Raw genomic sequence first — 25,751 nt, forward strand, 5'->3', positions numbered from 1 at the left:
CATGAAGCGGCTGGAATTAAAGGAAAATATGCGTGAAGTTGTATAGGAATAATATTGGTGTACAGGTTTAAGCTAACAGAAAAATATCAATTAATTTGCTGCTGCTAATGATTCAGAGTATTCCTGGCAGAGCAGCACAGCCGCGCCGAAGCGCGGTCTGGCAAAGCTGTCATTCGGCGGGCAGCCAGCGCGTTTGGGTAGCTTCGCTGTCATACTTCAACGGCGAGGGCAGGGCGATCAACTCAATCAGTACCCCGAACGGCGTCAGGCAGAACCAGGTCTGATTACCTGGCCCTTCTTCCTGCGCAAAACAGTCGCTCGGTCCGTCGTAAAAGCGCGCGCCGTGCGCCTTAAGTTTTTCCGCCGTTTCATGGATGTCATCCACCAGCAGCGAGAAATGGTTGACGCCGGGCTGGCCGATATTCGCCAGATCGTCGGCGATGCCCGGATCGAGCTGAAACAGCTCTATATTACTGCCGTTGCCCAAACGCAGCATCGACAGCCCAATTACGCTCAGCTGCGACGGAAAGCCATTCACCGGGCGCATCTGATCGCCGCTGATACGCTGCTCGCTTTTTTGCCAGGGCACGATGCGGTAGAGGATCGATGCGTCGAGGGCGTGGATAAAAAAGTTTTCCGCCTGCTCAATATTGCTGACGGTGATGCCGATATGCTCAATGCCTCTGATCGCCATCAGGCTTCTCCTTTGGTGTTCTGATTAGATTGATGACAGGTCAATGCCTGCGCGGCGCAGATCAGGGCCAAGTGGCTCAGCCCCTGCGGCAGGTTGCCACGCCACTCGTTACTGCGTACGTCAAACATCTCATTAAAGATCTCAACGTTGCCGCTGTCGCACAGCGTCTCCAAGATCTCCTCCATGCAGGCACGCGCCTTGTCGATCTCGCCAATCGAGGCCCAGGCTTCCGCCAGCCAGAACGAGCAGGCGACAAAGGTGCTCTCTTCCTCTTCCACGCCGCTATAGCGGTAAAGCATGGCGCGTCCCTGGCCCAGCTCGCGCTGGATCGCCGCATAGGTCGAACGCATACGCGCCGGGTTGACCGCGTTGCCGTAGTGATGCACCAGCGCCAGCGACGCGTCCAGCCGATCTTCGCTGCCGACGTAAAACAGATAGGCCTGCTTGCTCTCCGACCAGCAGTGCGCCTCTATCCAGTCGCGAATGCGATCGCGCTCGCGCGCCCAGCGCTCCATCCAGGTGGGTTCGATATGACGGGCCTCGGCCATGGCGACCGCGCGATCCAGCGCCAGCCAGCACGCCATTTTCGAATGGGTGTAGTGCTGCTCGTCGTGCAGCTCCCAGATACCGGAATCCTTCAGCCGCCAGCGGTCGGCGCAGTGGTTCGCCAGCTGGCCCAGCAGACGCGAGGTGCCGAGATCCAGCACGTGGCCCGCTTCGATAAACAGCTGCGCCGTGGCGAGCATATCGCCATACATGCTTAGCTGGCGCTGGTCGCGCGCGTTATTGCCGACGCGTACCGGCCGCGAATCTTTATAGCCGCGCAGCGACGGATAACGTTCCGGCGGCACGATATCGCCTTCCAGCGTATAGCAGGTGCGTAGCTCGATGCCGTGGCGCAGAATGGTCTGCGACAGCCAGGAGAAAGCCGCTTTGCAGTCCTCCAGCGCGCCGAGATAGACGAAAGATTTGATAATCAGGCAGGCGTCGCGCACCCAGGCGTAGCGATAATCGTAATTCTTCTCCCCGCCGATGCCTTCCGGCAGCGAGGTAGTGGCCGCTGCGGCCAGCGCGCCGGTAGGGGAGTACCAGAGAAACTTAAGCGACAGCGCCGAGCGTTTAACGTGGTCTTTGTACTCGCCCTCGTAGCTCAGGCTTTTACACCAGTCTTGCCAGGCAGTATGGCTGGTCTCGATCCGGGTATCGATAGCGTCGAGATCGGGCACCGCCAGCGGTTCGCGCTGAGTAATCAGCAGCGCTACCAGCGATCGAGAATCCTGCTGCGTGATCAGCTCGGCGATCACCTGTTCGTCATCCATGTGGGTAATCTTAACGTCGTCGCTGGTGCGCAGCATCGCCATGATATCGCCGATATGAAACACATTGCCCTGCGTGGTTTCGCCCATCCATGGCGAGCGCGTTTCCGCCACGGTGCCGAAGCGCAAATGCAGTTTAAGTTTCACGCTGCCGCGCACGCCTTCAACGCGACGCGCCAGTTCGCTCCACGGCAGCCGGCCCGCCAGCGTACTGTTAAGCGACTCCGTCAGGCGCGCTTCGCCTTCGTCGGTGGTGAAACAGGTTTCCAGCACGTTGCTCTCTTCGCGATAGCGTCGCGCCATGCGATAGGGCTCAACCGGCGTAAGCGCAAAAAAACCGCCGATGTCCGGATCGAGCAAACGATCGAACAGCGGCGGTGAATCCAGGTTCGGCGCGCACCACCAGTCGATGGCGCCGTCGGGGGCAATCAGCGCCACGGAGCGTCCTTCGCCAATCGCTGCGTAATCGCCGAGGCCAGCAAATCCCTCCTCGCGCACGGGCGAGGCGTAATCACCGTTTTTCATCAGAAGCATCCTTGTCTGAAACGCATTCTCTACAGACGAAAAAACTGGCCGCACAGGGCGGCCAGTTGGGAGGAGAACAGAGGGGTTACAGCGTGCCGGTACCGCCGTCGGAGCACCATACCTGACCAGAGGTGTAGCTGCTTTCGACCGAGGCGAGGGTCACATAGAGCGGCGCGATTTCAACCGGCTGGCCAGGACGGCCCAGCGGCGCGCTGGCACCGAACTCTTTCACTTTTTCCTGCGGCTGACCGCCGGAAACCTGCAGCGGCGTCCAGTATGGACCCGGCGCCACCGCGTTCACGCGGATGCCTTCTTTGCCCAGCTGCTGTGCCATCGTCTTGGTAAAGGCGACGATACAGGCTTTTGTTTGCGCATAATCGAGCAAAATTTCGCTGGGCTGATAAGCCTGCACGGACGACGTATTGATAATGGACGCGCCGCGTGGCAGATAGTCGACTGCCGCTTTGGTGATCCAGAACATGGCGTAGACGTTGGTTTTAAACGTGGCGTCGAAGTCTTCGGTGGAGAGGGTACGAATAGACTCGTTAAACTGCTGACGGCCAGCGTTGTTGACCAGAATATCCAGTCCGCCCAGCTTCTCGACAGCCTGTTTTACCAGCGACTGGCAAAAGGCTTCGTCGCGGATATCGCCAGGGATCGCCACAGCTTTGCGGCCTTCCGCTTCAATCAGCTGAATCACTTCTGCGGCATCGGACTCTTCTTCAGGCAGATAGTTAATTGCCACGTCAGCGCCTTCACGGGCATAGGCGATAGCCACAGCGCGGCCGATACCGGAGTCGCCGCCGGTGATCAGCGCTTTACGACCGGTCAGACGGCCTGTGCCGCGATAGGTGGTTTCCCCATGGTCCGGAACCGGATCCATTTTGCTGGCAAGACCGGGCACGGGTTGTTTCTGCCCTGGAAAAGAGGGTGTCGGAAATTCAACCGGGACGAGTGTTTTGTCGTTTTGATTACTCATGCTTAGCTCCTTGCACATCGTTTTCGGATAATAATAAGCCTGGCACATATGTGAGGTTTGTCACATTTAATTTCGCTGGAGCTTATTAAATCCACCTGTATAGGGATCAGCATTAATAATAAGATGCCTTTTGGCTTTCAGGGCGAGCAGCGAAAATTTTTTTGCTCTTGCTATTTAAATGACGGTTTAATAAACAGCTTATATAACCTGCACTTAGTTGAGACTGTTACGCTCTTTCGATGTTAATCCTGTATAAATAACATTTAATATCAATTTGTTAGATATTAAAGATGTTTTTTATGATGCGCTTTTATATCGCTTTATTTTGGCCTGGTTTTTTTAGCTCCGCCGCTTTGTCTGACGGGCGATGAGCCCCCAGGGCAGAACGAAAAATTATATTCATCCTCGCTAAGCAAAGCGGGTAATTAGTTTGTTCAGCGCTCGCGTCGAGATAGCGAAAAAATCAGGCGCATATTTGTGCTGCGTGCCTGGCTCATAAAGGCAGAATACGCTGTATTTATTGTGGTTTCCCTCCGCCCGCGCCGCGCGTCTGCGTTACCCTTAACGCTCACTTTCTGCAACGGGCAAATAAGGAGCGCGACGTGAGCGCGTCGACGGGAATTTCATTCAAAATCATGGCGACCCTTAGCTCGACGCTGATGCTTGCCTGCGTAAAAGGTCTGGAGGGCGCGCTGCCGGTGGGAGAAGTGATCTTCTTTCGTTCGCTGGTGGGCGTAATGCCGCTGCTGGTATGGCTCACCTTTCAGGGCGGCATTATCCAGGGCATCAAAACCCGCAATGTGAAAGGGCATATCGGTCGCGGTCTGGCGGGCACCTGTAGCATGTACCTGAGCTATCTGTCGCTGATTTATATCTCACTGACCGACGCCACCGCTATCAACTACGCCGCGCCGCTGTTCACCGTGCTGCTTGCCGCCATAGTGCTGCGCGAAAAGGTGCGGCTGAATCGCTGGCTGTCAGTAGCGGCCGGTTTCGCGGGGATCGTCATTATGCTCTCCGGTCACCTGTCGCTCAGCGGCGCGCCCAGGCTGACGGTAGCCAGCCTGGCCTCTTCCGTCGGCGTCTTGCTGGCGCTGCTCTCTGCGCTCTGTACGGCGGGCGCGCTGATTCAGATCCGCTATCTGAGCGGTAAAGAGAAGCCGGGCGCGATCGCTTTCTGGTTCACCGCTATGACGGGCGCGACATCGCTGCTGACGCTGCCGTTCGGCTGGCGCCTGCCGCAGGGCGAGCAGCTGCTTCTGCTGCTGGGGTGCGGCCTGTGCGGCGGACTGACGCAAATTTTGCTGACGCTGAGCCTGCGCTACGCCGATGCCTCGCTGCTCGCCCCGTTTGATTACAGCTCGCTGCTCTGGTCGGTCATTATCGGCCTGATTTTTCTCGGCACCTTGCCAGAGAAACTCACGCTGATCGGCGCCAGTCTGGTGGCGTTTGCCGGCATTTACGCGGTTTTAAGCGAGCGACGCCAGCGGCGCCGGGCCGCGGCATTGGCGCTGACCGCCCGCAGCGAAACCGCCGATTTAACGCCTGATTAACACGCCGTACTTGACGTCGGGCAGGCAGTTGCCCTACAACTAATGGCCGTCGGGGGAGTCTCGCCAGAGAGACTGAGAGGCTAATAGCGCAGCGCGCGGTTTAGCGACCCTTTGAACCTGACCCAGTTGATACTGGCGTAGGAAGACTCGTATCTCATTATTTTTAGCCTCTGTGAGATGCCTGCCGCGCGAGCCTGCTCACTGCTCACTGCTCACGCTTTTTCCCTTCACGTATCACGGGTCGTCAATATCGAGGCCTGCGTGAACATGACTCTTTTTCAAACCGTTTTCTCTATCAGGTGCGCGCCATGAGCCGCTGGTCAGTCATCGGCAGCGGCGTCGCCGGCTTATGCGTCGCGACGCTGCTGGCTGAACAGGGCGAAACGCCAGAGGTGATCGTCAGCGACGAATTGCCCGCGTCGCACTGGGCGGGCGGCATGCTGGCGCCCTTTTGCGAAGGGGAGAGCGCGCCTGAACAGGTTATCGAGCTGGGGCAGCGCGCCGCCGGCTGGTGGGCGCAGCGGGTCGACGGCGTCGCGCGTCAGGGCACGCTGGTGGTGGCCGCGCCGCGCGACGCCGCAGAGCTGACGCGCTTCGCCCGCATGACGCGACAGCATCAGTGGCGCGATCCTGCACAGCTTGAGCCTGAGCTGGCAGGGCGCTTTGCGCGCGGCCTGTTTTTTCCCGACGAAGCGCATCTTAATCCGCGCGACGCTATGCGCCAGCTGCGCGCCAGCCTGGAAGCGCGCGGCGTCGCCTTTCACCGCGGCAAACCAGGCGGCACGGTTATCGACTGCCGCGGCATTCACGCCGCCGACCGCCAGCCTGATCTGCGCGCGGTGCGCGGCGAGATGCTGATCCTGCAGTGCGATGAACTCCACTTCTCCCGTCCGATCCGGCTGCTGCATCCGCGCTTTCCCTGCTATCTGGTGCCGCGCGCCGACGGCCTTTTTATGCTCGGCGCCACCATGGTCGAGAGCGACGACGCCAGCCCGATCAGCGCCCGCGCCATGATGGAGCTGCTCGGCGCCGCCTGGAGCATTCATCCGGCGCTGGCCGAAGCGCGCATCGTCGAGAGCGGTACGGGACGGCGTCCCGCCTATCGCCATAACCTGCCGGAAGTACGCTATCAAGACGGCGTTTTCTCCCTTAACGGCATGTATCGTCACGGTTTTTTGCTCGCGCCCGCCATGGCGCAGCAGCTTATGCAACTGCTTAGTCAGGAGTCGAATGATGCAAATCGAACTTAACGGTCAGAGAGTGGAAACCGAAGCGGCGACGGTCGCCGCGCTGCTGCAGGAGCGGCAGATCGACGCCGCCTGCGTCGCCAGCGCCTTTAACGGTGAGTTCTTGCCGCGCGCGCAGTATGAGAGCCAGCGGCTGGAGGCGGGATGCCGTCTGGAAGTGCTGTCGCCGATGCAGGGAGGCTGAACCATGTTTTACGGCTTTGTTCCCCGTTCGCGTTTTCTGCTCGGCACCGCAGGCTATCCGTCGCCCGATATTTTGCAGCAGGCGATCTGCGCCGCAGAGGCGGAGATCATCACCGTCAGCCTGCGGCGCGAAGGCAGCCAGGGCGGCGCGTTTCGCGAGCTACTCAGCCAGCTCAACCGTCGCGTGCTGCCCAACACCGCCGGCTGTCACAGCGTGAAAGAGGCGGTGACCACGGCGCATATGGCGCGCGAACTCTTCGACACGCCCTGGATAAAGCTGGAGGTGATCGGCAACGCCGACACGCTGCAACCCGATCCCTTCGCACTGGTGGAAGCGACGCGCATTCTCAGCGCTGACGGCTTCCAGGTCTTTCCCTATACCACCGAGGATCTTATCGTCGGCGAAAAGCTGCTGGAGGCGGGCTGCGAAGTGCTGATGCCCTGGGGGGCGCCCATCGGCTCTGGCCAGGGGCTGCGCAATATCGAAGGGCTGCGCAGTTTCCGTGCCTGGTTCAAAGGGGTGCCGCTGGTGATTGACGCCGGTATCGGCGCGCCGAGCCAGGCGGCGCAGGCGATGGAGATGGGCTTCGACGCCATTCTGCTCAACACCGCGGTAGCGAAAGCGCAGGATCCGGCGGCAATGGCGGGCGCCTTCGCAAGCGCGATTCGCGCGGGGCATCAGGCGCATCAGGCGGGCATGATGGAGCGGCGCGATATGGCCGCCGCGTCGACGCCGGTGTTCGGTCTGGCGCAGTTTAGCTAACGGGACAACATAATGAATCGTTATCAGCGGCAGCAAATGCTGCCGGAAATCGGCGAAGCGGGACAGCAGCGGCTGCGCGCTGCGCGCGTGCTGGTGGTCGGCGCAGGCGGGCTGGGATCGACGCTGTTGCCGCTGCTGGCGGGCGCGGGCGTCGGCTATCTGCGCATCTGGGACCCTGACCGGGTGGCGCTGCACAACCTTCATCGCCAGACGCTTTACACCGAGGAGGATGTCGGTCAGCCAAAGGCGCTTTGCGCCGCGCGCGCGCTGGCCGCCCGCAACCGCGACTGCGTTACCGAAGCGCGACAGCAGGCGCTGCGCGCCAGTACCGTCGGGCAGGCGCTGTCGCAGGTGGATCTGGCAATCGACGCGGCGGACAGCTTCGCCGTGACCTATACGCTCTCCGACGCCTGTCGGCCGCGCAACATTCCTCTCATCAGCGCCTCGGTGCTGGGTCGGCATGGCTATGTCGGCGGTTTTTGCGGCGGCGCGCCGGGCTATCGCGCCCTGTTTCCCCGACTGCCCGCTTCCGCCGCCAGCTGCGACACCGCGGGCGTGATGGGACCGGCGGTGGCGACGCTGGGCGCGATGCAGGCGCAGATGGCGCTCAGCGTGCTGCTGGGGCACACGCCGTCGCCGCTCGGCAGCCTGATAAACTGCGACTTCAGCCAGTGGCACTTTCGCGCTTTTCGCTTTGACGACGCGCAGGAGCCGACGCAGCCCGCCATTCCTTTTATCGATCGCGATCTGCTGCGCGCCGACGACTGTATCGTCGAGTTGCGCAGCCTGGCGGAAGCTCCGCACAGCGTGGCGGCGCAGGTAGAGCGTCTGCTGCCCGACGCGATAGCCGCGTGGCAGCCGCCCGCCGATCGGCGCGTGGTGCTGGTCTGCGCCAGCGGCATTCGCGCGGCGAAAGCGGCGGCCACGCTGGCGCAACGCGGCGTCGAGCGGCTGGCGATTATCGCGGCGAACCAGCCATGAGCCTGAGGTCGCATGGGCCCGACATTCTCTTTGACGACGTCACCTTCGGCTGGGAGAGCAAGCCCCTCTGCGCGCGCTTCAGCCTGCGGCTGCGCGGCGGCAAAACCAGCGCGCTGCTGGGTCGCAGCGGCGCGGGCAAGAGCACGCTGCTGCGGCTGGCGGCGGGGCTGTCAACGCCGCAGCAGGGCCGCATCAGCAGCTCGCTGCCGGGCGCGCTGTCGCAACAAATCGCCTGGATGGGGCAGCGCGACGATCTCTATCCCTGGCTGTCGGTGCGCGACAACGTCATGCTCAGCGCGCGGCTCAGCGGCCAGCGGCCCGACAACAGGCGCGCCGAGGCGCTGCTGGCGCAGGTCGAGCTCGCCGGGCTGGGGGATGCGCGGCCCGATTCGCTCTCCGGCGGTATGCGTCAGCGCGTCGCGCTGGCGCGCACCCTCTATCAGGATCGTCCGGTGGTGCTGATGGATGAGCCGTTCGCCGCCCTCGACGTCATGACCCGACTGCGGCTGCAAAGCCTGACCGCCGGGCTGCTGCGCGGCAAAACCCTGCTGCTGGTTACGCACGATCCGCTCGAGGCGTGCCGCCTGGCGCATGATATCTATCTGCTGGAGGATGCGCCGCTGCGCGTCCGCGACCTGCCCGCGCCCGACGGCGAGGTGCCGCGCGCGGCGCAGACAGAGGCGGTTCTGCAGGCGCAAAGCCGGCTCTTTCAGGTGCTCAGTCATGATTAAACGCCTGTTAAGCCTGGCCTGGCTGCTGGCGATCGTCGTCGGCGCGTGGCAGCTGGCGCGCTACAGCGGCGTGCCCGCTTTTCTGCTGCCCTCTCCAGCAGCGGTAGGGCAGGCGCTGCTGCAACAGCACGTCCTGCTGATCCATCACGCCAGCTACACGCTCGGCGAGATCGCGCTGGCGCTGCTGCTGGGCGGCGGCGCTGGCGTCACGCTGGCGATAGCGATGGCCGCCAGTCCGCTGCTGCGCCGCCTGCTGTTTCCGCTGGTCGCCGCCAGCCAGACCATTCCCGTATTCGCGCTGGCGCCGCTGCTGGTGCTGTGGCTCGGCTTCGGCGTCGCCTCTAAAGTGGCGGTCGCGGCGCTGATCGTCTTTTTCCCGCTCTGCCTGTCGCTGTTCGACGGGCTTTGCCGCACGCCGCCCGGCTGGCTGGAGCTGGCGCAGACGATGAATCGCTCGCGGCTGCGGCTGTTCCTGCACGTGCGCTGGCCCGCCGCGCTGCCGCACTTTTTTTCTGGCCTGCAAATGGCGGCGATCCTCGCGCCGGTCGGCGTGGTGATCGGCGAATGGGTCGGCGCCAGCGAAGGGCTCGGCTATCTGATGATGCATGCCAGCGCGCGGCTGGAGACGCCGCTCAGTTTCGCCGCGCTGGCGCTGTTGATGCTGCTGGCGCTGCTGTTATCGGGCGGGGTCGCGCTGCTGCGCCGCCGCTTTCTTTACTCTGCTTAAGGAATAATCGTGAAAAAAGTGATGCTGATGCTGACGGCGCTGCTGATTGCGGCCGTGGCGCCCGCGCAGGCGGCGCAGAAGGTGCGCCTGCTGCTCGACTGGTTCGTCAATCCTAACCATGCGGCGATCTTCGCGGCAAAAGAGAGCGGCGCCTTTGCGCGTCAGGGGCTGGAGGTTGAGATGATCGCGCCGGCGGACTCCGCCTCGGTGCCGCTGCTGCTGGCGGCAGGCAAGGCCGATCTCGCCGTAGGCTATCAGCCTCAGCTCTACACGCTGGTGGATAAAGGGGTGCCGGCGATCCGCGTCGGTACGCTGATTGGCCAGCCGCTCAACACCCTGACCGCGCTGAAAAGCAGTGATATCCACCAGCTGAAAGACTTCGAGGGCAAAACGCTCGGCTACGCCATCCCAGGGTTTGAGGATGTCGCTATCCAGACCATGCTCCGATCCGCAGGCGTGGACGTCGATAAGGTCAAACTGATCAACCTCAATATGGACGCCGCCTCGGCGCTGCTTAGCCATAAAATCAGCGGCGCGATGACCATTTATCGCAACTACGAGCTGCTGGAGCTTAAGCAGCAGGGCGCGGAAACCCTGTCGTTCAAACCGGAAGAGCACGGCGTGCCCGCCTATGACGAACTGATCCTGCTGGCGAACGCCGGAACCGCGGCGACCGACCCGCGTATCGGCAAGTTTTTGCATGGGCTGAACGAAGGCGTGGCCTACCTGCGTGCCCATCCGGAAGCGGTCTGGCAGGCGTTTATCCGCGCTTATCCGGAGCTGAACACGCCGCTTAACCATCAGGCGTGGCAGACGACGCTGCCGCTGTTCGCCAGCGATGCTGGCCGCTTTGACGCGGCGCGCTATCAGGCTTTTGCGCGTTATATGCTGGACAACAAGCTTATCGGTCAGATCGCGCCGATGTCGCGCTACTCGCTGCCGTCGCAGTAAATGCGTGCTTTGCCCCCGTGCTCTTTATCCGGCGCGTCTAGACTTAACAAACAGGATAAGGAGCTAATGATGACAGAGAAGATCACGCTGGTGGCAGGCGATATCACCAAAATCGAGGCCGACGCGATTGTTAACGCGGCGAACAGTTCGCTGCTCGGCGGCGGCGGCGTAGACGGCGCGATTCACCGCGCCGGCGGGCCGGAGATACTGGAAGCGTGTAGAGTCATTCGCAACCGGCAGGGGGGCTGCCATACCGGCGATGCGGTGATCACCACCGCGGGCAAACTGCCTGCGCGCTATGTGATCCATACCGTCGGTCCGGTCTGGAACGGCGGCAGTCAGAAAGAGGCGGAGCTGCTGAAGCGCGCCTATCAGAGCTGCTTTCAGCTGGCGCGGCAGCACGATATCAGGACAATCGCGTTTCCCAGCATCAGCACCGGCATTTACCGTTTTCCAAAGCAAAAGGCGGCTGACATTGCGCTGGCAGCGATGCGTGAGGCGCTGGCCGAGAATCCAGCGCTGGAAGAGGTGAAAATCGTCTGTTTCGATGAGGAGAATTACGCGATTTATGCCGAACTGCTTAACTAATTCATCACCAGGCCAAGGATAAGCAGCACCACGGCCACCACGGCATAGACGCCCGCACGCGTCAGCAGATTTTTCTGCTGGCGCTTCACGCCAGCGATCAAGAATCCCAGCGCGATGCAGAGCGCCATGAGTGAAACCAGTAAGTATGCTGACATGCCAGACTCCCGCTAAAAAAGCCTTATTTAACATGCCAGCAGCAGGGGCGGTAGCCGATTTACACTTCCTCTAAAAACTCACGTCAGACCATTAGCCGGACGCGCCAGACCCAGGGTATCGCGCAGCGTGCCGGTCGGATAGTCGGTGCGGAACACGCCGGCGCGTTGCAGTCGGGGCACGACTTCATCGAGAAAGAGGTTGCCGCTGGCTTCCAGGTAGGCAGGCAGCACCACAAAGCCGTCGCATGCGCCGCTGCGATACCACTCGATCATCATCGCCGCCACGTCGTCCGGCGTGCCGACCGGCGAGGGAAACGACAGGCTTTCGGCATAGCGGATAGCCATTTCGCCCAGCGTCAGCCTCTGTTCGAGCGCCTGGGCGATAACGTACTGGAAGCGCCCTTTGCTGCCGGTAATCACGTCGCGCAGATCGGGTGCCGGCGCGTCGAGCGGATACTGCGCCAGATCGTGATTCATGCTGGCGGACATAAAGCTCAGCGCCGATTCAGCGGTAATTAGCGACTTGAGGTAGCGATCTTTCTCCTCTGCCGCGGCGCGCGTCTCCGCCAGCACCGGCACCATGCCAGGCAAAATACGCAGCCGATCCGGCGTGCGGCCATAGTGCTGCGCTTTGCTTTTCAGCGTCTGATAAAAACGCTGAGCGCGCTGCCGCTCCGGCTGCACGACGAACAGTACTTCGGCGTGCTGTGCCGCCAGATCGATAAACGCCTCTGATACGCCAGCCTGAATCGTCACCGGATAGCCCTGCGGCGGTCGTGGAATATTAAGCGGTCCGCGCACGTTGAAAAAGGTGTCATGGTGGTTGAGATAGCGGAAAGCGTCTGGCCTGGCGAAGGTGGCGTTGTCTTTGTCGATCACGATGGCGTTATCGTCAAAGCTGTCCCACAGCTTCTTCATCAGGCTGATGAACTCAGCGGCGCGGGCGTAGCGCTCGGCGTGGGAATAGTGGCTGTCGCGGCCAAAATTGCGCGCTTCGGCGTCGCTGACCGAGGTAACCAGATTCCACGCCGCGCGTCCGCCGCTGATATGATCGATATTCGCCAACTGACGCGCGATGGTGTAGGGCAGCGAATAAGAGGAGGAGACGGTGCCGCCCAGGCCGATGCGATCGGTGACCGCCGCCAGCGCGGCGAGCAGCGTCAGCGGTTCTGACCAGCCCTGCGGGCGGCTGCGCACCGTGGCGCTGAGATCGCCGCCATAAATATCGTCAATCGCCAGCTTATCGGCGACGAAAATCATATCGATCTTAGCGGCCTCCGCCTGCTGCGCGATACGACGAAACAGCGGCCAGCGGGTGCCGCCGCTGGACACCGCATCAGGATGACGCCAGCCGCCCTGATGGATGCCGGCATCAAGATAGAGCGCGATGTTCATCATAGCTGCATCTCCTTAAGGCTGATGAAAGAAGCTGGCGTCGATCACCGCGTCGGCGGTGAGCCCGGGCTTGATCAGGCCGCTGCGGGTAAAGGTGTCGATAGCGGCCTGCTGGCGCTGCTGCACCAGCGCAACGTCGCCCACCGGCGCGTTGTTCTCGCGCTTCACTTTGCTCAGCGCTACCGCATCCGGCAGGCGCAGCAGCGTCGCGATGCCTTGCGCATAGGCCTGCGGATGGGCGACGCCCCATTCGCGCGCGCGGATCAGCCGCTGGCGAAAATCCTGTAGCGCCGCGCGCTTATCGGTAATGGCGCGATCGGTCGCCACCAGGTAGTTGGATACCGGAAAGGCGTCGCCATCCACCGCGATGACCGCGCCCGACTGGGCGATAGCGAAAGAGACATAGGGCTCCCAGGTGGCGACCGCATCCACCGCGCCGTTATCCAGCGCCAGCGTCGCCTCGGCTGGGGTGGTGAAGACAAACTGCACGCTGTCGGCGGGCAGATGCGCTGAGCTGAGCGCGTTGAAGACCAGATTCTGGCCGGAAGAGCCTTTCACCGTGGCGATCTTTTTACCTTTCAGATCGGCGGCGCTTTTTATGCTGCTGCCTTTTTTTACGATAATGGCGTTGCCCAGGTACTGCGAAGCCTGAATGGCTTTGATCGCTGCGCCGGAGGCGACCGCAAACGACAGCGGGCCGTCGCCCACCAGCCCGGCGTCAAGGTGGCTGGCGTTGAGTGACTCGAGCAGCGGCGCGGCGTTGGGAAATTCATACCATTTCACCGCATAGGGCAGGTTGCTGAGTTCTCCTGCCGCCTCCATCACGGCGCGCGCGTTGCCTTTTTGATCGCCTACCACCAACTGCGTTTCCGTCGCCTGACTGGCAAAAGCGGCCAGACAGAGCGTTAGCGCGAATATTTTCATCTTTGATTTCCCGGTGAAAAAAGAAACCAGACTAAGTATCTGCTGCAAAAAGGGGTAATAAGGAATGCGGCAAAGGTTATCTGTGGAGAGAATAACCCGTACTGGAGGAGGCTTTTCAGAAACAGTTAAAACGGAAATAAGTAGTCAGGAATAATACAAGTTGAAAATTCCTAAAAAATCTCACCGATTTAAATCAAATCCCGATAAACTGCGTGAACCATCCCGCCTCTCCACACTGATTTAATGAATTATTATTCTCCTGATGACAGACATCTGAAGTTGCGCTCGACACGGTTCGTCAGGCGCATGTTTGCTATGCGACAGCTGGGTACGCTTCTCTGCTTCTATCCCATTATGTCAGTATTGATGGAGTCGGGAAAAAGCCTGAGCATCTGCGCGCTGCTGTTCGTCAACGCCTTTTTCTGGCCCTGGATGGCGTGGCGGCTGGCGCTCGCTTCGGACGATCCCACCGGACGCGAACGCACCAATCTGACGCTGGACGCCGCCTTTGGCGGCATCTGGGTGGCGATGATGGCGATCAGCCCGCTGCCGTCATTCGTGATCATGGCGGTTCTGGTGGCGGACCGCTACGCCGCGGGCGGCTGGGCGCAGCTTATCGCCGCGCTGCAGGCTTTTTTGGTCGCCTTCGCGCTCACCTGGGCGCTGCAGGGCGCGCCGGTCAATATGAGCTTCAGCACGCGCACGGTATGGCTCACGCTGCCGCTCGCCACCTTCTATCTGCTGGCGTTAAGCGTGGTCTCTTATAACCTGACGCTGAGTCTGCGTTTGAAAAACCGCGAGCTGGAGCGTATCGCGCTGATGGATCCAGGGCTGAAGATCCCTAACCGGCGGCTGTTTGAACGCCGCCTGGAGAGCGAATTTCTGCGCACCCGCCGTGGAGAAAGCGCCGCCTGGCTGATGCTGATCGACGTCGACCATTTCAAAGCGGTCAACGACAGTTATGGCCATGAAGCGGGGGATTTTTTGCTGGCGGAGATCTCCGCGCTGCTGCGCGACGGCGTCGGCATCGAGGATATTCCGGCGCGCTTCGGCGGCGACGAACTCTGCGTTATCGTGCGCGATGCGCAGGATGCCGGGATTCTGGCGCTGGCGCAAACGCTGAAAACGCGCATCGCGCAGCTTCGGTTGCCCGCGTCGTCGGACTTTTCCTGCACGGTGAGTATCGGCATCGCGCCCGCCAGTATGGCGGAGTCGATCCATCACTGGCTGCGCCACGCCGACGACGCGCTCTATCAGGTGAAGCGCGACGGCCGTAACGGCGTGCGCCTCTGGCAGCCGGCGTAGAGGCTAAGAGGGGATGCCCCCACAGGGCGCACGCGCTGTCAGGCTAAGGATTATTTTTTGCCGGCCGAGCCCGGCTCAGAAATCATGCGGTGGCGCTGCGCCTTCTGAGATTCACTCTGCAGGCGGTTAAGCACGTCGCCTTCATGCTCGGCCTCATCGCTGCCGTAAACGTACTCATGACCGCTCATCAGCGCATACCAGGCGCGCTCGGCGACCTCGCTGGGCTTCGTCGGCTGCGAGGCGCCTACGGCGGTGTCGGTCTGCCCCGCATTTTTGAAGAAGTTGGTTTCGGTGGCGCCAGGCATCAGCAGCGTCATATTCAGGCCGCTGCCCTTCAGCTCGTTGCGGATGGCCCAGAAGAAGGAGTTAACGAAGGCTTTGGATGCGCCATAAATCGCTTCAAAAGGAATGGGCGCCGTCCCTGAAACAGAGGAGGTCATCAGCACGTGGCCGCTGCCGCGCTGGATCATGTCGGGCAGGAAGATCTTAGAGAGATGGACATAAGAATCCACATTCAGCCTGATAAGCTGAAGCTCTTTTTCCAGCGCCGTTCCGCCGATAAAGCGTCCGCCTAAACCCTGTCCGGCATTGATAACCAGCGCGTCGATATCTCTGCCCAGGCCGTCGACTTTCTGCTTCAACGCCTCAATCTCTTCATAGCGGCTGAGATCGGCGGCGTAAGGCTGTACGCTGCCGCCAAAATGCCGCAGCGCTTCACAGGCATTATTGAGCTTCTCTTCGTTTCTGGCGACGGTGATAATATCGTAATCGTGTTGAGCGAAAAGCTTCGCCAGTTCGAAACCTATGCCGTTTGATGCCCCGGTAATTAAAGCCAGTTTATTGCTCACTCTGTTTCCCCTTTTTTCATGAAAGCGTAGTAAGCCTGGCACGAAAAAGGGGGCGATGAGTTATTTCCCGCCTGCGCAGGCGTTAAATCGCGACAAGGTTTCTCACGCCCTCTGCCGCCATGTCGGCTCCTGCGCCGCGCTGGATTATCTCTCCGCGCGACATCACCAGATAGCTGTCCGCTAACTCGGCGGCAAAATCATAAAACTGCTCCACCAGCAGAATCGCCATTTCGCCCTTGCCGGCCAGCTGGCGAATAACCTCGCCGATCTCCTTGATCACCGAGGGTTGAATACCCTCCGTGGGCTCGTCCAGTATTAATAGCTGCGGCTTACAGGCCAGCGCCCGGCCTATCGCCAGCTGCTGCTGCTGTCCGCCGGAGAGATCGCCGCCGCGCCGGGCTTTCATCTCCCGCAACACGGGAAAAAGCTGATAAATTTCCTCCGGCACCGTTCTGGCCTGCGCGCCAGAGAAGCGGGCCAGGCCCATCAACAGATTCTCTTCTACCGTCAGGCGCGGAAAAATTTCACGCCCCTGCGGCACGTAAGCGATGCCCGCCTGCACGCGCTGGTGCGGTTTACGGCCGTTGATCACTTTATTGTGCCAGCGGATCTCGCCCGACTTTGCCGGGATCAGCCCCATCAGACATTTCAGCAGCGTGGTTTTTCCCACGCCGTTGCGTCCCAGCAGACAGGTAATCTCGCCCGGCTTCGCCTCGAACGAGAGGCCGCGCAGAATATGGCTGCCGCCATAATATTGATTCAGTTCGTCAACTTGCAGCATCTCAGCGCCCCAGATAAACGTCGATGACCCGATCGTCCGCCTGCACGTCGCGTAACGATCCCTCTGCCAGCACCTGCCCCTGGTGCAGCACGGTGACATGATCGGCAATGGTTTCCACAAAACCCATATCGTGCTCGACCACCATAAGCGAGTGCTTGCCCGCCAGGCTGCGGAACAACTCGGCGGTGTACTCGGTTTCCGCGTCGGTCATGCCCGCCGCGGGCTCGTCAAGCAGCAGCAGATGCGGCTCCTGCACCAGCAGCATGCCGATTTCCAGAAACTGCTTCTGGCCATGCGACAGCAATCCCGCTTTGCGCTGGCGCTCGCCGCTGAGCCGCAGCAGTTTCAACGCCTCGTCGATGCGATCCTGCTGTTCGCCGCTGAGCCTCGCCCGCAGGCTTGCCCATACCGACTTATCGTTTTTCAGCGCGATTTCCAGATTTTCAAACACCGTTAACGCTTCAAACACCGTGGGTTTCTGGAACTTGCGGCCGATGCCGGCCCGGGCGATCTCAACCGGCGACAGGCGCGTGAGGTCGGTATCCTGGTCATACAGCACCCGTCCGTTATCAGGCCGGGTTTTGCCGGTAATGACATCCATCAGCGTGGTTTTACCCGCGCCGTTGGGGCCGATCACGCAGCGCAGTTCGCCGACGCCGATCTGCAGCGACAAATCGGTGAGGGCATGAAAGCCATCAAAAGAGACGTTGATCCGCTCCAGCTGAAGCACCGGGTCGCGTTGAGCGCGATGGCGATCGGTGGGGCGCGGTTGGGTAAAGGGGGTATCACTCATCATGCCTCCGGCGCAGCAGGCCGATCACGCCGCGCGGCAACAGCAGCGTCACGAGGATAAACATCAGGCCCAGGAAGAATAACCAGTACTCCGGGAAGGAGACGGTGAACCAGCTTTTGGCGCCGTTGACGATCCCCGCGCCCAGCAGCGGGCCAATCAGGGTGCCGCGACCGCCCAGCGCCACCCAGATGGCCGCTTCAATCGAGTTGGTCGGCGACATTTCGCCTGGGTTGATGATGCCGACCTGCGGCACATAGAGCGCGCCAGCCAGACCGCACAGCACCGCCGAGAGCGTCCAGACAAAAAGTTTAAAGCCTCGCGGATCGTAGCCCACAAACATCAGGCGGTTCTCTGCATCGCGCACCGCCGTCAGCACCCGGCCAAACTTACTGCGCGCCAGCGCGAAACCGGCACCGAGACTGCCCAGCAGCAAGGCGACGGTGGCGATAAACAGCCCGATACGCGTGCCGGTCGCGGTAACGTTAAAGCCGAGCAGGGTAGTGAACCCGGTGAAGCCGTTATTGCCGCCGAAGCCGGTTTCGTTACGGAAGAACAGCAGCATGCCTGCGTAGGTCAACGCCTGCGTCATGATGGAGAAATAGACGCCTTTGATTTTCGAGCGAAAGGCGAAGAAGCCGAACACCAGCGCCAGCAGGCCCGGTACCAGAACGATCAGGCAGAGCGCCCAGGCGAAATGCTGAGTGCCTGCCCAGAACCAGGGCAGCGCGTCCCAGGACAGGAACGACATAAACGCCGGCAGGCCATCGCCCGCGGCCTGGCGCATCAGATACATGCCCATGGCGTAGCCGCCGAGGGCGAAGAACAGGCCATGCCCAAGCGACAGCAATCCGGCGTAGCCCCACACTAAATCGAGCGCCACGGCGACGATGGCGTAGCAGAGAATCTTCCCCACCAGCGTCAGGGTATAGGTAGAGATCGCCAGCGGGTGGCTGGCGGGCAACAGCGCGCAGAACGGCAACGTCAGCAGCAGCAGGGTTATCAGAATTCCCAGGCTAATGCTGAGGCGCGGCGTTTTGCGCGTCAGGGTTAAGGTCAAAGGCTGGCTCATCAGTCAATTACCCTCCCTTTAAAGGCAAACAGGCCCTGCGGACGCTTCTGAATAAACAGCACGATCAGCACGAGAATAAGGATTTTGCCCAGCACCGCGCCAATCTGCGGTTCCAGCACTTTATTAAGAATGCCCAGCCCGAAGGCGGCTGCCACGGTTCCCGCCAGCTGGCCTACGCCGCCCAGCACCACCACCAGGAAGGAGTCGATGATGTAACCCTGGCCAAGCTCCGGGCCGACGTTGCCGAGCTGCGACAGCGCCACGCCGCCGAGGCCGGCAATGCCCGAGCCCAGGCCGAAGGCCAGCATATCGATGCGCCCGGTGGGCACGCCGCAGCAGTCGGCCATCGCGCGGTTTTGGGTCACGGCGCGCACGCTCAGCCCCAGGCGCGTTTTATTGAGCAGCAGCCAGGTGAGGCCGAGCACGGCAAACACAAACAGGATCACCGCCAGTCGGTTGTAGGGCAGGACCAGATTGGGCAGCACCTGCAGGCCGCCCGAGAGCCAGCCGGGATTGGCGACCTCCAGGTTCTGCGCGCCGAATAGCATGCGGACCAGCTGGATCAGCATCAGGCTGATGCCCCAGGTGGCGAGCAGGGTTTCCAGAGGACGGCCGTACAGATGACGAATGATGGCGCGCTCCAGCAGCATGCCGATACCTGCGGTGATCAGAAACGCCGCCGGCAGCGCCAGCAGCGGATACCACGCCAGCCACTGCGGCGCGAACTGCTGGAACAGATGCTGCACAAACCAGGTGGCGTAGGCGCCCAGCATCAGCATTTCGCCATGCGCCATATTGATCACGCCGAGCAGACCGTAGGTGATCGCCAGTCCGAGCGCCGCCAGCAGCAGGATCGACCCCAGCGACAGGCCGGTAAAGGCCTGACCGAACAGATCGCCCCACATCAGCCGGTGTTTGATGTGCTGCAGGCTGGCAGCGGCGGCGGCGCGCACCTGCGCATCGGGTTCGATGCCGGCCTGCGTCAGGCGCTCCAGGCTGGCCTGCACGTTGGGATCGCTGCCTTCGCCCAGCAGCGTAACGGCTTTCAGGCGCAGGGCGGCATCCGGGCTGGCAAGCTGCAGGCTGGCGACCGCCATGGCCAGGGCCGCATGCACCTGCGCATCTTTCTCTGCGGCGAGGCGCTGTTCCATAAGCGGCAGCTGATCGGCCGCCGCGTCGTTTTGCAGCTGCTGCGCGGCGCGCAGGCGGATCGCCGCATCGTCGCTCACCAGCTGGTGGGCCGCGAGCGCGCTGGCGATCAGCACGCGCAGCCGGTTGTTCATAAACAGCTTTTTGGTGTCGCCGCTGGGCTGGCGGGCGCTGTCGAGCGAAGTAAGAGTATCGCCCTGTTTGCTGAACGGCTGTTTTTTCTGGTCAATGACCAGGCTTTCATTGCGCAGCGCCTGCAACAGCGGCACGCGACTCGCCTGCGGCGCGGCGGCCCACTGTTGCAGCAGCGTGGCCTGTTCGGTGCGGCTGGCGGCGGCGAAATCGGCGCCATCCCCCGCCTGAGCGAACCAGGACAGGAGCAGCAGAGCACAAATAAAGGGTTTGAAGTTCATCAATACCGCCCTCTGAGTAGCGCTAAGCGCCCTTCAGGCGTCCTGAAGGGCATGATGTTATTTCGCCGACTTCACGGGGTAATCGGGCTTTTTATCATTACCGGCGATATAGGGGCTCCACGGCTGCGCGCGGACCGGCTGTTCGGTCTGCCACACCACGTTGAACTGCCCGTTTTCTTCCACTTCGCCGATCATCACCGGCTTATGCAGATGGTGGTTGGTTTTATCCATCGTCAGGGTAAAGCCGTCCGGCGCCTTGAAGGTTTGTCCCGCCATGGCCGCGCGCACTTTATCTACGTCGGTGGTGCCCGCTTTCTCTACCGCCTGCGCCCACATATGCAGACCGACATAGGTCGCTTCCATCGGATCGTTAGTGACGACCGTGCCTGCGTTCGGCAAGTTATGCGCTTTGGCATAGGCGCGATAATCGGCGACGAATTTAGCGTTGGTGGGATTGTCTACCGACTCAAAGTAGTTCCAGGCCGCCAGCTGGCCCACCAGCGGTTTGGTATCGATGCCGCGCAGTTCCTCTTCCCCTACCGAAAAAGCGATAACCGGAATATCGGTGGCTTTAATGCCCTGATTCGCCAGCTCTTTATAGAAAGGCACGTTAGAATCGCCGTTGATGGTGGAGATCACCGCAGTTTTGCCACCGGCGGAGAACTTCTTGATATTAGAGACGATGGTCTGATAGTCGCTGTAACCAAACGGCGTATAGACCTCCTCGATATCTTTATCCTTAATGCCCTTGCTGTGCAGGAAGGCACGCAGGATCTTGTTGGTGGTGCGCGGATAGACGTAATCGGTGCCCAGCAGGAAGAAACGTTTGGCGCTGCCGCCATCTTCGCTCATCAGGTATTGCAGGGCGGGGATCGCCTGCTGGTTAGGCGCGGCGCCGGTGTAAAACACGTTCGGCGACATCTCTTCGCCTTCATACTGAACCGGATAGAACAGCAGGCCGTTCAGCTCTTCAAACACCGGCAGCACCGATTTGCGCGATACCGAGGTCCAGCAGCCAAACACCGCGGCGACTTTGTCCTGCGTCAGCAGCTGGCGGGCTTTCTCGGCGAACAGCGGCCAGTTGGAGGCCGGATCGACCACCACCGGCTCCAGCTTCTTGCCCAGCACGCCGCCGCTGGCGTTGATCTCGTCAATGGTCATCAGGGCCATATCTTTTAGCGGCGTCTCTGAAATCGCCATGGTGCCGGAAAGGGAAGATAATATGCCGACTTTAATGGTCTCTGCGGCCTGCGCGCCAAAGGCGAAGCCCAGACTGGCGACGGTAGCGGAGAGCGCGAAAGCCTTGAGCAATGAACGTCTTTTCATCAGTAACCCTCTAAAATTTAATGGTTTTATTATTCAGTAACCTGAAGCCGGGCCTGCTGTAACCTATGCAATGTGATCTTTCTGACTTCCGCTTTACTGACGGCGATGTGGTCGGTCAGAATGCGCTGCGCCTCCTCGGTGTTTTGCTGAAATATCGCCCGTAAAATCTGAGCGTGTTCGCGGTATGTCGCCTCTACCCGATCGTCGCGCGTAAAGTCGAGCCGACGGATAATGCGGATTTTTTCGGTTAATTCGCCGTGGACGCGGGCGATCTCCTGATTGCCGGCCGCCGCCACCAGCGCCATATGAAACGCTTCGTCCTGGGCTGACACAACGATGCCCTCTTCAAGGCGCGGATCGTCAATCCAGAAGCGTTTCAGGGCGGCGAGCATTTCCGCGCAGGCGAGGGGCGGCAGGACGCACAGGCGCCGCACCGCTTCGCGCTCGATAACGGTGCGGAAGTCGTACAACTCTTCGAAGTATTCGAAGTCGAACGGCTTCACCTGCCAGCCGCTGCGGAACCACACTTCGACATAGCCCTCGCGCTCCAGCCAGAACAGCGCCTGGCGCACCGGCGTACGGCTGACCTCCAGCCGCTCGGCGATTTCGTTTTCGCTGAAGCGGTCGCCGGGCATCAGGCGGAAGGCAAAAATGTCCTGCTTGAGCGCCTGATAGACTTTCTCCGCCAGGGCTTCAGGGCGGCCTTTGCTACGCGGGCGTGAATTCATGGACCTTCCTTATTCAAGCCACAGCAGGGCGTCGCCCGGGCTCACCGGACGTCCCGCCTGGCAGGCGATGCGTTTCACCGTACCGGCCTGGGGCGCGACGATTTGAAGTTCCATTTTCATCGCTTCCACCACGATCAGCGTCTGGCCGCTTGCCACCCTGTCGCCCGGCTGCACCAGCACTTTCCAGATGTTGCCGTTCATATCGGCGCACACCGCCAGCGCCTCGTCATCGACTTCGGCAACCGCAAGCGTCTCTTCGCTGGTTAGTGGCGCGTTCTGCTCTTCCTGCGTCCATAGCGTGACTTCGCGCTCAAATGCGTCGCTCTGGCGCTGGCGGAAGGCGCTAATCGACGCTGCGTTTTCTGCAAGGAAATGACGATGGGCGGCGAAATCGAACAGGGTTTCTTCAATGCGCACGCTGGCGCGCCCCTCGCGGAAGTCATCGCGCAGTCGGGCAAGCTCCTCTTCGCTGACCGGATAGAAGCGCACCTGATCGAAGAACTGCAGCAGCCAGGGCTCATCCGCCGCGAACTGATCGTTCCTGAGGAATTTGTTCCAGATCGGCAGCGTGCGGCCCACCAGCTGATAACCGCCGGGCGAGTCCATGCCGTAGATGCACATATACATGCCGCCGATGCCTACCGTGCCTTCGGCGGTGAAGGTGCGCGCGGGGCTGTATTTGGAGCTGAGCAGACGATGGCGCGGATCGATGGGTACCGCACAGGGCGCGCCCAGATAGACGTCGCCCAGGCCGAGGATGAGGTAGCTGGCGTCAAAAATCGTATCGCGCACCGCTTCGCGGCTCTCCAGCCCGTTGATGCGCTGAATAAAATCAACGTTGTTGGGCAGCCAGGGCGCGCTGGCGCGCACCGTCTCTTTATAGCGCGCCACGGCGCCGAGCGTGGCGCTGTCTTCGAACGCCATCGGCATCCAGACAATGCGCGACGGCACTTTCAGCTGGCTAACGTCGCCGAGTCCGGCTTCCAGCTCCAGCAGCAGGTTTATCAGCTGCTTTTGGCTGAGGATCAGGCTGTTATAGCGCACCTGCAGCGATCGCACGCCAGGCGATAGCTCCTCTACGCCGGGCACGGCGCGCTCGCGCAGCGCCTGCATCAGCAGGTGTACGTGCAGGCGCAGCGCCAGATCCAGCACGTTATCGCCATATTCGATCAGCACATATTTGTCGCCAGCCTGGCGATAGACGGCGGCCGGCGTGGTTTCGGTAGCGGGCAGCGCCGCCAGCAGCGTCGCGGAGCCGAACCCGGTGGCCGCTAACGACGGCACCGCAAATGTCGCGGCGTGATGGCTGCGAAGGGTGGCAACGCACTCTGCCTGCGCTTTTTCCAGCGCCGCCGACTCTTCTACGCCGATCGGGTGGAAGCGAATGCGATCCCCCGGTTTCACCTGGCCCACTTTCCACAATTCGGCTTTGGCGATGGTCACCGGGCAGACGAAGCCGCCCAGGCTGGGACCGTCGTGCGTCAGGATCACCGGAAAGTCGCCGGTAAAGTTCACCGCGCCAATGGCGTATTCGCAATCGTGGACGTTAGAGGGGTGCAAACCGGCTTCGCCGCCGTTGGCGCGCGTCCAGGTTGGTTTCGGCCCGACCAGGCGCACGCCAAGACGGTTGGAGTTGTAGTGCACCTGCCAGTCGCTGGAAAAAAACTCGTCGATAGCGGCTTGGGTGAAAAAGTCTGGCGCGCCGTGCGGGCCGTAGAGTACGCCGATGCGCCACTCGCTGCCGTAATGCGGCACCAGCGCTTGATCCAGCGCCTGCGGCTCGCTGACCGGCGCGGGCGTGGTGCAGGCCACCAGCCGCGGCTGGGAGATCGGCAGCATATCCGCCACGCGCAGCGTGCGTCCGGCATGGCCGCCAAACTGGCCGAGCGAGAAGGTGGAGCGGCTGCCCAGGTATTCCGGCACGTCGAACCCGTTGCGAACCGCCAGATAAGTGCGGCAACCGCTCTGGGCGCGGCCTATGGTCAGGGTTTGCCCGGCTTTCACCTCAACGGGCTGCCAGTAGGGCAGGCTAACGCCATCTAACGCAGCCGGGCAGCTGGCGCCGGTCAGGGCAATCACCGCATCGCTGTGGAAACGCAGCGTCGGCCCCTGCAGCGTAAATTCCAGCCCGGCGGCGCTCTCGTGGTTGCCCACAATGCGGTTGGCGAGGCGGAAGGCGAAATCATCCATCGGGCCGGAGGGCGGTACGCCGATATCCCAGTAGCCGAGACGCCCTGGAAAATCCTGAATGGTGCTGAAGGTGCCTGGCTGCAGCACTTCAATTACGCTGGCGGACGGGGTAAAGCCGTCAAGAAAGCGAGTCCACACCTGACCGCTGCGGAACGCCTCGGTGGCGACGACTTGCCGCAGATAGTCGAGATTGGTGGCGATGCCGTGCAACTGGGTGGCGTCAAGCGCCTGCTGCATCTTCGCCAGTGCCGCTTCGCGCGTCTCCGCATGGACAATCAGTTTGGCGACCATCGGATCGTAAAACGCCGAGACTTCTGTGCCGGTGTCGATCCAGCTATCCACGCGCACCTCATCCGGGAAGACAACGCCGGTAAGCGTGCCCGGCGCGGGCTGGAAATTTTTCAGCGGATCTTCGGCGTAAATGCGCACTTCAATCGACGCGCCGACAGGGGGCCGCTGCAGGCGCGCCCAGTCAAGGTCGTCGCCCGCCGCGACCTGGAGCATGCACTCCACTAAGTCGAGGCCGGTGACGCATTCGGTCACCGGATGTTCGACCTGCAAACGGGTATTCACCTCAAGGAAATAGAAGGCATCTTGTTCGGCGTCATAGATATATTCAACGGTGCCTGCGCTGCGGTAGCTGACCCGCTCGCCCAGGCGCACCGCTGAGGCCAGCAGGGCGTCGCGCGTGGCCTGCGGAAGATGGGGCGCCGGGGTTTCTTCCACCACTTTCTGGTTGCGGCGCTGTAGCGAGCAGTCGCGCTCGCCCAGGGCGATCACTTTGCCGCTGCCGTCGCCGAAAATCTGCACTTCAACGTGGCGCGCGCGATCGATGCAGCGCTCCAGGAACACCCCGGCATCGCTGAAGAACTGCTCGCCGAGACGGCGCACGCTCTCCCAGGCGTTGCGCAGCGCCTCCTCGTCGGCACAGCGCGTCAAACCGATGCCGCCGCCGCCGGCCGTGCTTTTCAGCATGACCGGATAGCCGATGCGCGCGGCGGCGTCGATCGCCTCCTCCAGGGCGTTGAGCAGCGGCGTGCCGGGCGTCATCGGCACGCCGGCCTCAGCGGCCAGTTCGCGCGCGCGATGCTTCAGGCCAAATTCGCCAATCTGCTGCGCCGTCGGGCCGACAAAAGCGATGCCCGCCGCTTCGCAGGCTGCGGCGAACGGCAGGCTTTCCGAGAGAAAACCGTAGCCGGGCCAGATCGCTTCCGCGCCGCTCTCGCTGGCGGCGGCGAGAATTTTATCGATGCGCAGATAGCTGTCGGCGGCTTTATCGCCGCCGAGCGCGATCGCCACGTCCGCTTCTTTAACGTGGCGCGCGTTGCGATCGGCATCGGAGTAAACGGCAACGCTTTTCACGCCGAGGCGTTTCAGGGTGCGAATCGCGCGGCAGGCAATTTCGCCACGGTTGGCGATCAAAACGGTGCTGAACAT

Annotated in this window: 24 protein-coding genes and 1 riboswitch; of the genes, 10 read left to right on the plus strand and 14 right to left on the minus strand. The window is 61.5% G+C overall.

Features of this window, described 5'->3' with window-relative positions:
• Window positions 1-169: 169 nt before the first annotated feature.
• From JS46_RS03835 to JS46_RS03845, 3 genes are all read right to left on the minus strand, one after another.
• Window positions 170-694: a VOC family protein gene (locus JS46_RS03835; protein ID WP_033748272.1), complete on the minus strand. Its 525-nt coding sequence runs from the start codon at window positions 692-694 to the stop codon at window positions 170-172.
• Window positions 694-2,535 (minus strand): glycoside hydrolase family 15 protein, encoded by a 1,842-nt coding sequence (locus tag JS46_RS03840; RefSeq protein WP_033748274.1) that lies wholly within the window; start codon window positions 2,533-2,535, stop codon window positions 694-696. The genes JS46_RS03835 and JS46_RS03840 overlap by 1 nt, the downstream gene beginning before the upstream one ends.
• Window positions 2,536-2,620: 85 nt before the next feature.
• Window positions 2,621-3,514 (minus strand): SDR family oxidoreductase, encoded by an 894-nt coding sequence (locus JS46_RS03845; protein WP_033748277.1) that lies wholly within the window; start codon window positions 3,512-3,514, stop codon window positions 2,621-2,623.
• A 602-nt stretch (window positions 3,515-4,116) separates the two neighbouring features.
• Here JS46_RS03845 and JS46_RS03850 point away from each other — a divergent pair.
• From JS46_RS03850 to JS46_RS03890, 9 genes are all read left to right on the plus strand, one after another.
• Window positions 4,117-5,067 carry a DMT family transporter gene (locus JS46_RS03850; RefSeq protein ID WP_033748279.1) on the plus strand — a complete coding sequence of 317 codons (951 nt, stop codon included), beginning with the start codon at window positions 4,117-4,119 and terminating at the stop codon, window positions 5,065-5,067.
• Between the two features lie 41 nt (window positions 5,068-5,108).
• Window positions 5,109-5,228, plus strand: a riboswitch (TPP riboswitch).
• A 147-nt stretch (window positions 5,229-5,375) separates the two neighbouring features.
• On the plus strand, window positions 5,376-6,317 hold the full coding sequence (locus JS46_RS03855) for an FAD-dependent oxidoreductase (protein ID WP_033748281.1): 942 nt from the start codon (window positions 5,376-5,378) through the stop codon (window positions 6,315-6,317).
• Entirely contained in the window at window positions 6,301-6,498 is a 198-nt protein-coding gene (thiS, locus tag JS46_RS03860) for a sulfur carrier protein ThiS (protein WP_033748282.1), read from the plus strand. Before JS46_RS03855 ends, thiS begins: the two co-directional genes overlap by 17 nt.
• A gap of 3 nt (window positions 6,499-6,501) precedes the next feature.
• Window positions 6,502-7,260 (plus strand): thiazole synthase, encoded by a 759-nt coding sequence (locus JS46_RS03865; RefSeq protein WP_033748283.1) that lies wholly within the window; start codon window positions 6,502-6,504, stop codon window positions 7,258-7,260.
• A 12-nt stretch (window positions 7,261-7,272) separates the two neighbouring features.
• The gene (locus JS46_RS03870) at window positions 7,273-8,241 is read left to right on the plus strand and encodes a HesA/MoeB/ThiF family protein (RefSeq protein ID WP_033748284.1); all 969 of its coding nucleotides are present in this window, start codon (window positions 7,273-7,275) and stop codon (window positions 8,239-8,241) included.
• Window positions 8,238-8,972 (plus strand): ABC transporter ATP-binding protein, encoded by a 735-nt coding sequence (locus JS46_RS03875; RefSeq protein ID WP_051905558.1) that lies wholly within the window; start codon window positions 8,238-8,240, stop codon window positions 8,970-8,972. Before JS46_RS03870 ends, JS46_RS03875 begins: the two co-directional genes overlap by 4 nt.
• A complete protein-coding gene (locus JS46_RS03880) occupies window positions 8,965-9,699 on the plus strand; it encodes an ABC transporter permease (RefSeq protein ID WP_033748286.1) in 735 nt (244 codons plus the stop codon). The genes JS46_RS03875 and JS46_RS03880 overlap by 8 nt, the downstream gene beginning before the upstream one ends.
• Before the next feature lie 9 nt (window positions 9,700-9,708).
• A complete protein-coding gene (locus JS46_RS03885) occupies window positions 9,709-10,650 on the plus strand; it encodes an ABC transporter substrate-binding protein (RefSeq protein WP_152560663.1) in 942 nt (313 codons plus the stop codon).
• 69 nt (window positions 10,651-10,719) lie between these two features.
• Window positions 10,720-11,238 (plus strand): O-acetyl-ADP-ribose deacetylase, encoded by a 519-nt coding sequence (locus tag JS46_RS03890; RefSeq protein WP_200879020.1) that lies wholly within the window; start codon window positions 10,720-10,722, stop codon window positions 11,236-11,238.
• Here the strand turns inward: JS46_RS03890 and JS46_RS24350 are convergent.
• The 3 genes from JS46_RS24350 to JS46_RS03900 form a co-directional block, all read right to left on the minus strand.
• Window positions 11,235-11,393 (minus strand): hypothetical protein, encoded by a 159-nt coding sequence (locus JS46_RS24350; protein WP_160173329.1) that lies wholly within the window; start codon window positions 11,391-11,393, stop codon window positions 11,235-11,237. The two genes, JS46_RS03890 and JS46_RS24350, sit on opposite strands and share 4 nt — an antisense overlap.
• A 78-nt stretch (window positions 11,394-11,471) precedes the next feature.
• Complete coding sequence (locus tag JS46_RS03895) at window positions 11,472-12,791, minus strand: NtaA/DmoA family FMN-dependent monooxygenase (RefSeq protein ID WP_081876036.1); 1,320 nt, start codon at window positions 12,789-12,791, stop codon at window positions 11,472-11,474.
• Between the two features lie 12 nt (window positions 12,792-12,803).
• Window positions 12,804-13,712 carry an aliphatic sulfonate ABC transporter substrate-binding protein gene (locus tag JS46_RS03900; RefSeq protein ID WP_033748289.1) on the minus strand — a complete coding sequence of 303 codons (909 nt, stop codon included), beginning with the start codon at window positions 13,710-13,712 and terminating at the stop codon, window positions 12,804-12,806.
• Between the two features lie 243 nt (window positions 13,713-13,955).
• Here JS46_RS03900 and JS46_RS03905 point away from each other — a divergent pair, with 243 nt between their 5' ends.
• Window positions 13,956-15,017, plus strand: coding sequence for a diguanylate cyclase (locus JS46_RS03905; protein WP_033748290.1), 1,062 nt, complete (start codon window positions 13,956-13,958; stop codon window positions 15,015-15,017).
• A gap of 50 nt (window positions 15,018-15,067) precedes the next feature.
• Here the strand turns inward: JS46_RS03905 and JS46_RS03910 are convergent, their stop codons facing one another.
• The 8 genes from JS46_RS03910 to uca all read right to left on the minus strand — a co-directional run bounded on the left by JS46_RS03910 (window position 15,068) and on the right by uca (window position 25,751).
• The gene (locus JS46_RS03910) at window positions 15,068-15,865 is read right to left on the minus strand and encodes an SDR family oxidoreductase (protein ID WP_033748291.1); all 798 of its coding nucleotides are present in this window, start codon (window positions 15,863-15,865) and stop codon (window positions 15,068-15,070) included.
• Window positions 15,866-15,947: 82 nt separating this feature from the next.
• Window positions 15,948-16,646 carry an urea ABC transporter ATP-binding subunit UrtE gene (urtE, locus tag JS46_RS03915; RefSeq protein ID WP_033748292.1) on the minus strand — a complete coding sequence of 233 codons (699 nt, stop codon included), beginning with the start codon at window positions 16,644-16,646 and terminating at the stop codon, window positions 15,948-15,950.
• Window position 16,647: 1 nt separating this feature from the next.
• Window positions 16,648-17,439: an urea ABC transporter ATP-binding protein UrtD gene (urtD, locus tag JS46_RS03920; protein WP_033748293.1), complete on the minus strand. Its 792-nt coding sequence runs from the start codon at window positions 17,437-17,439 to the stop codon at window positions 16,648-16,650.
• Window positions 17,432-18,508: an urea ABC transporter permease subunit UrtC gene (gene urtC, locus JS46_RS03925; protein WP_033748294.1), complete on the minus strand. Its 1,077-nt coding sequence runs from the start codon at window positions 18,506-18,508 to the stop codon at window positions 17,432-17,434. The genes urtD and urtC overlap by 8 nt, the downstream gene beginning before the upstream one ends.
• Window positions 18,508-20,070: an urea ABC transporter permease subunit UrtB gene (urtB, locus tag JS46_RS03930; RefSeq protein WP_033748296.1), complete on the minus strand. Its 1,563-nt coding sequence runs from the start codon at window positions 20,068-20,070 to the stop codon at window positions 18,508-18,510. Before urtB ends, urtC begins: the two co-directional genes overlap by 1 nt.
• Window positions 20,071-20,127: 57 nt before the next feature.
• Window positions 20,128-21,396: an urea ABC transporter substrate-binding protein gene (gene urtA, locus JS46_RS03935; protein ID WP_033748297.1), complete on the minus strand. Its 1,269-nt coding sequence runs from the start codon at window positions 21,394-21,396 to the stop codon at window positions 20,128-20,130.
• A 29-nt stretch (window positions 21,397-21,425) separates the two neighbouring features.
• Entirely contained in the window at window positions 21,426-22,124 is a 699-nt protein-coding gene (locus JS46_RS03940; protein WP_033748298.1) for a GntR family transcriptional regulator, read from the minus strand.
• Window positions 22,125-22,133: 9 nt separating this feature from the next.
• Window positions 22,134-25,751, minus strand: coding sequence for an urea carboxylase (uca, locus tag JS46_RS03945; RefSeq protein ID WP_033748299.1), 3,618 nt, complete (start codon window positions 25,749-25,751; stop codon window positions 22,134-22,136).

Origin of the sequence: Pantoea sp. NGS-ED-1003 (genome assembly GCF_000738765.1) — a bacterium.
GTDB classification, from domain to species: Bacteria; Pseudomonadota; Gammaproteobacteria; order Enterobacterales; family Enterobacteriaceae; genus Pantoea; species Pantoea septica.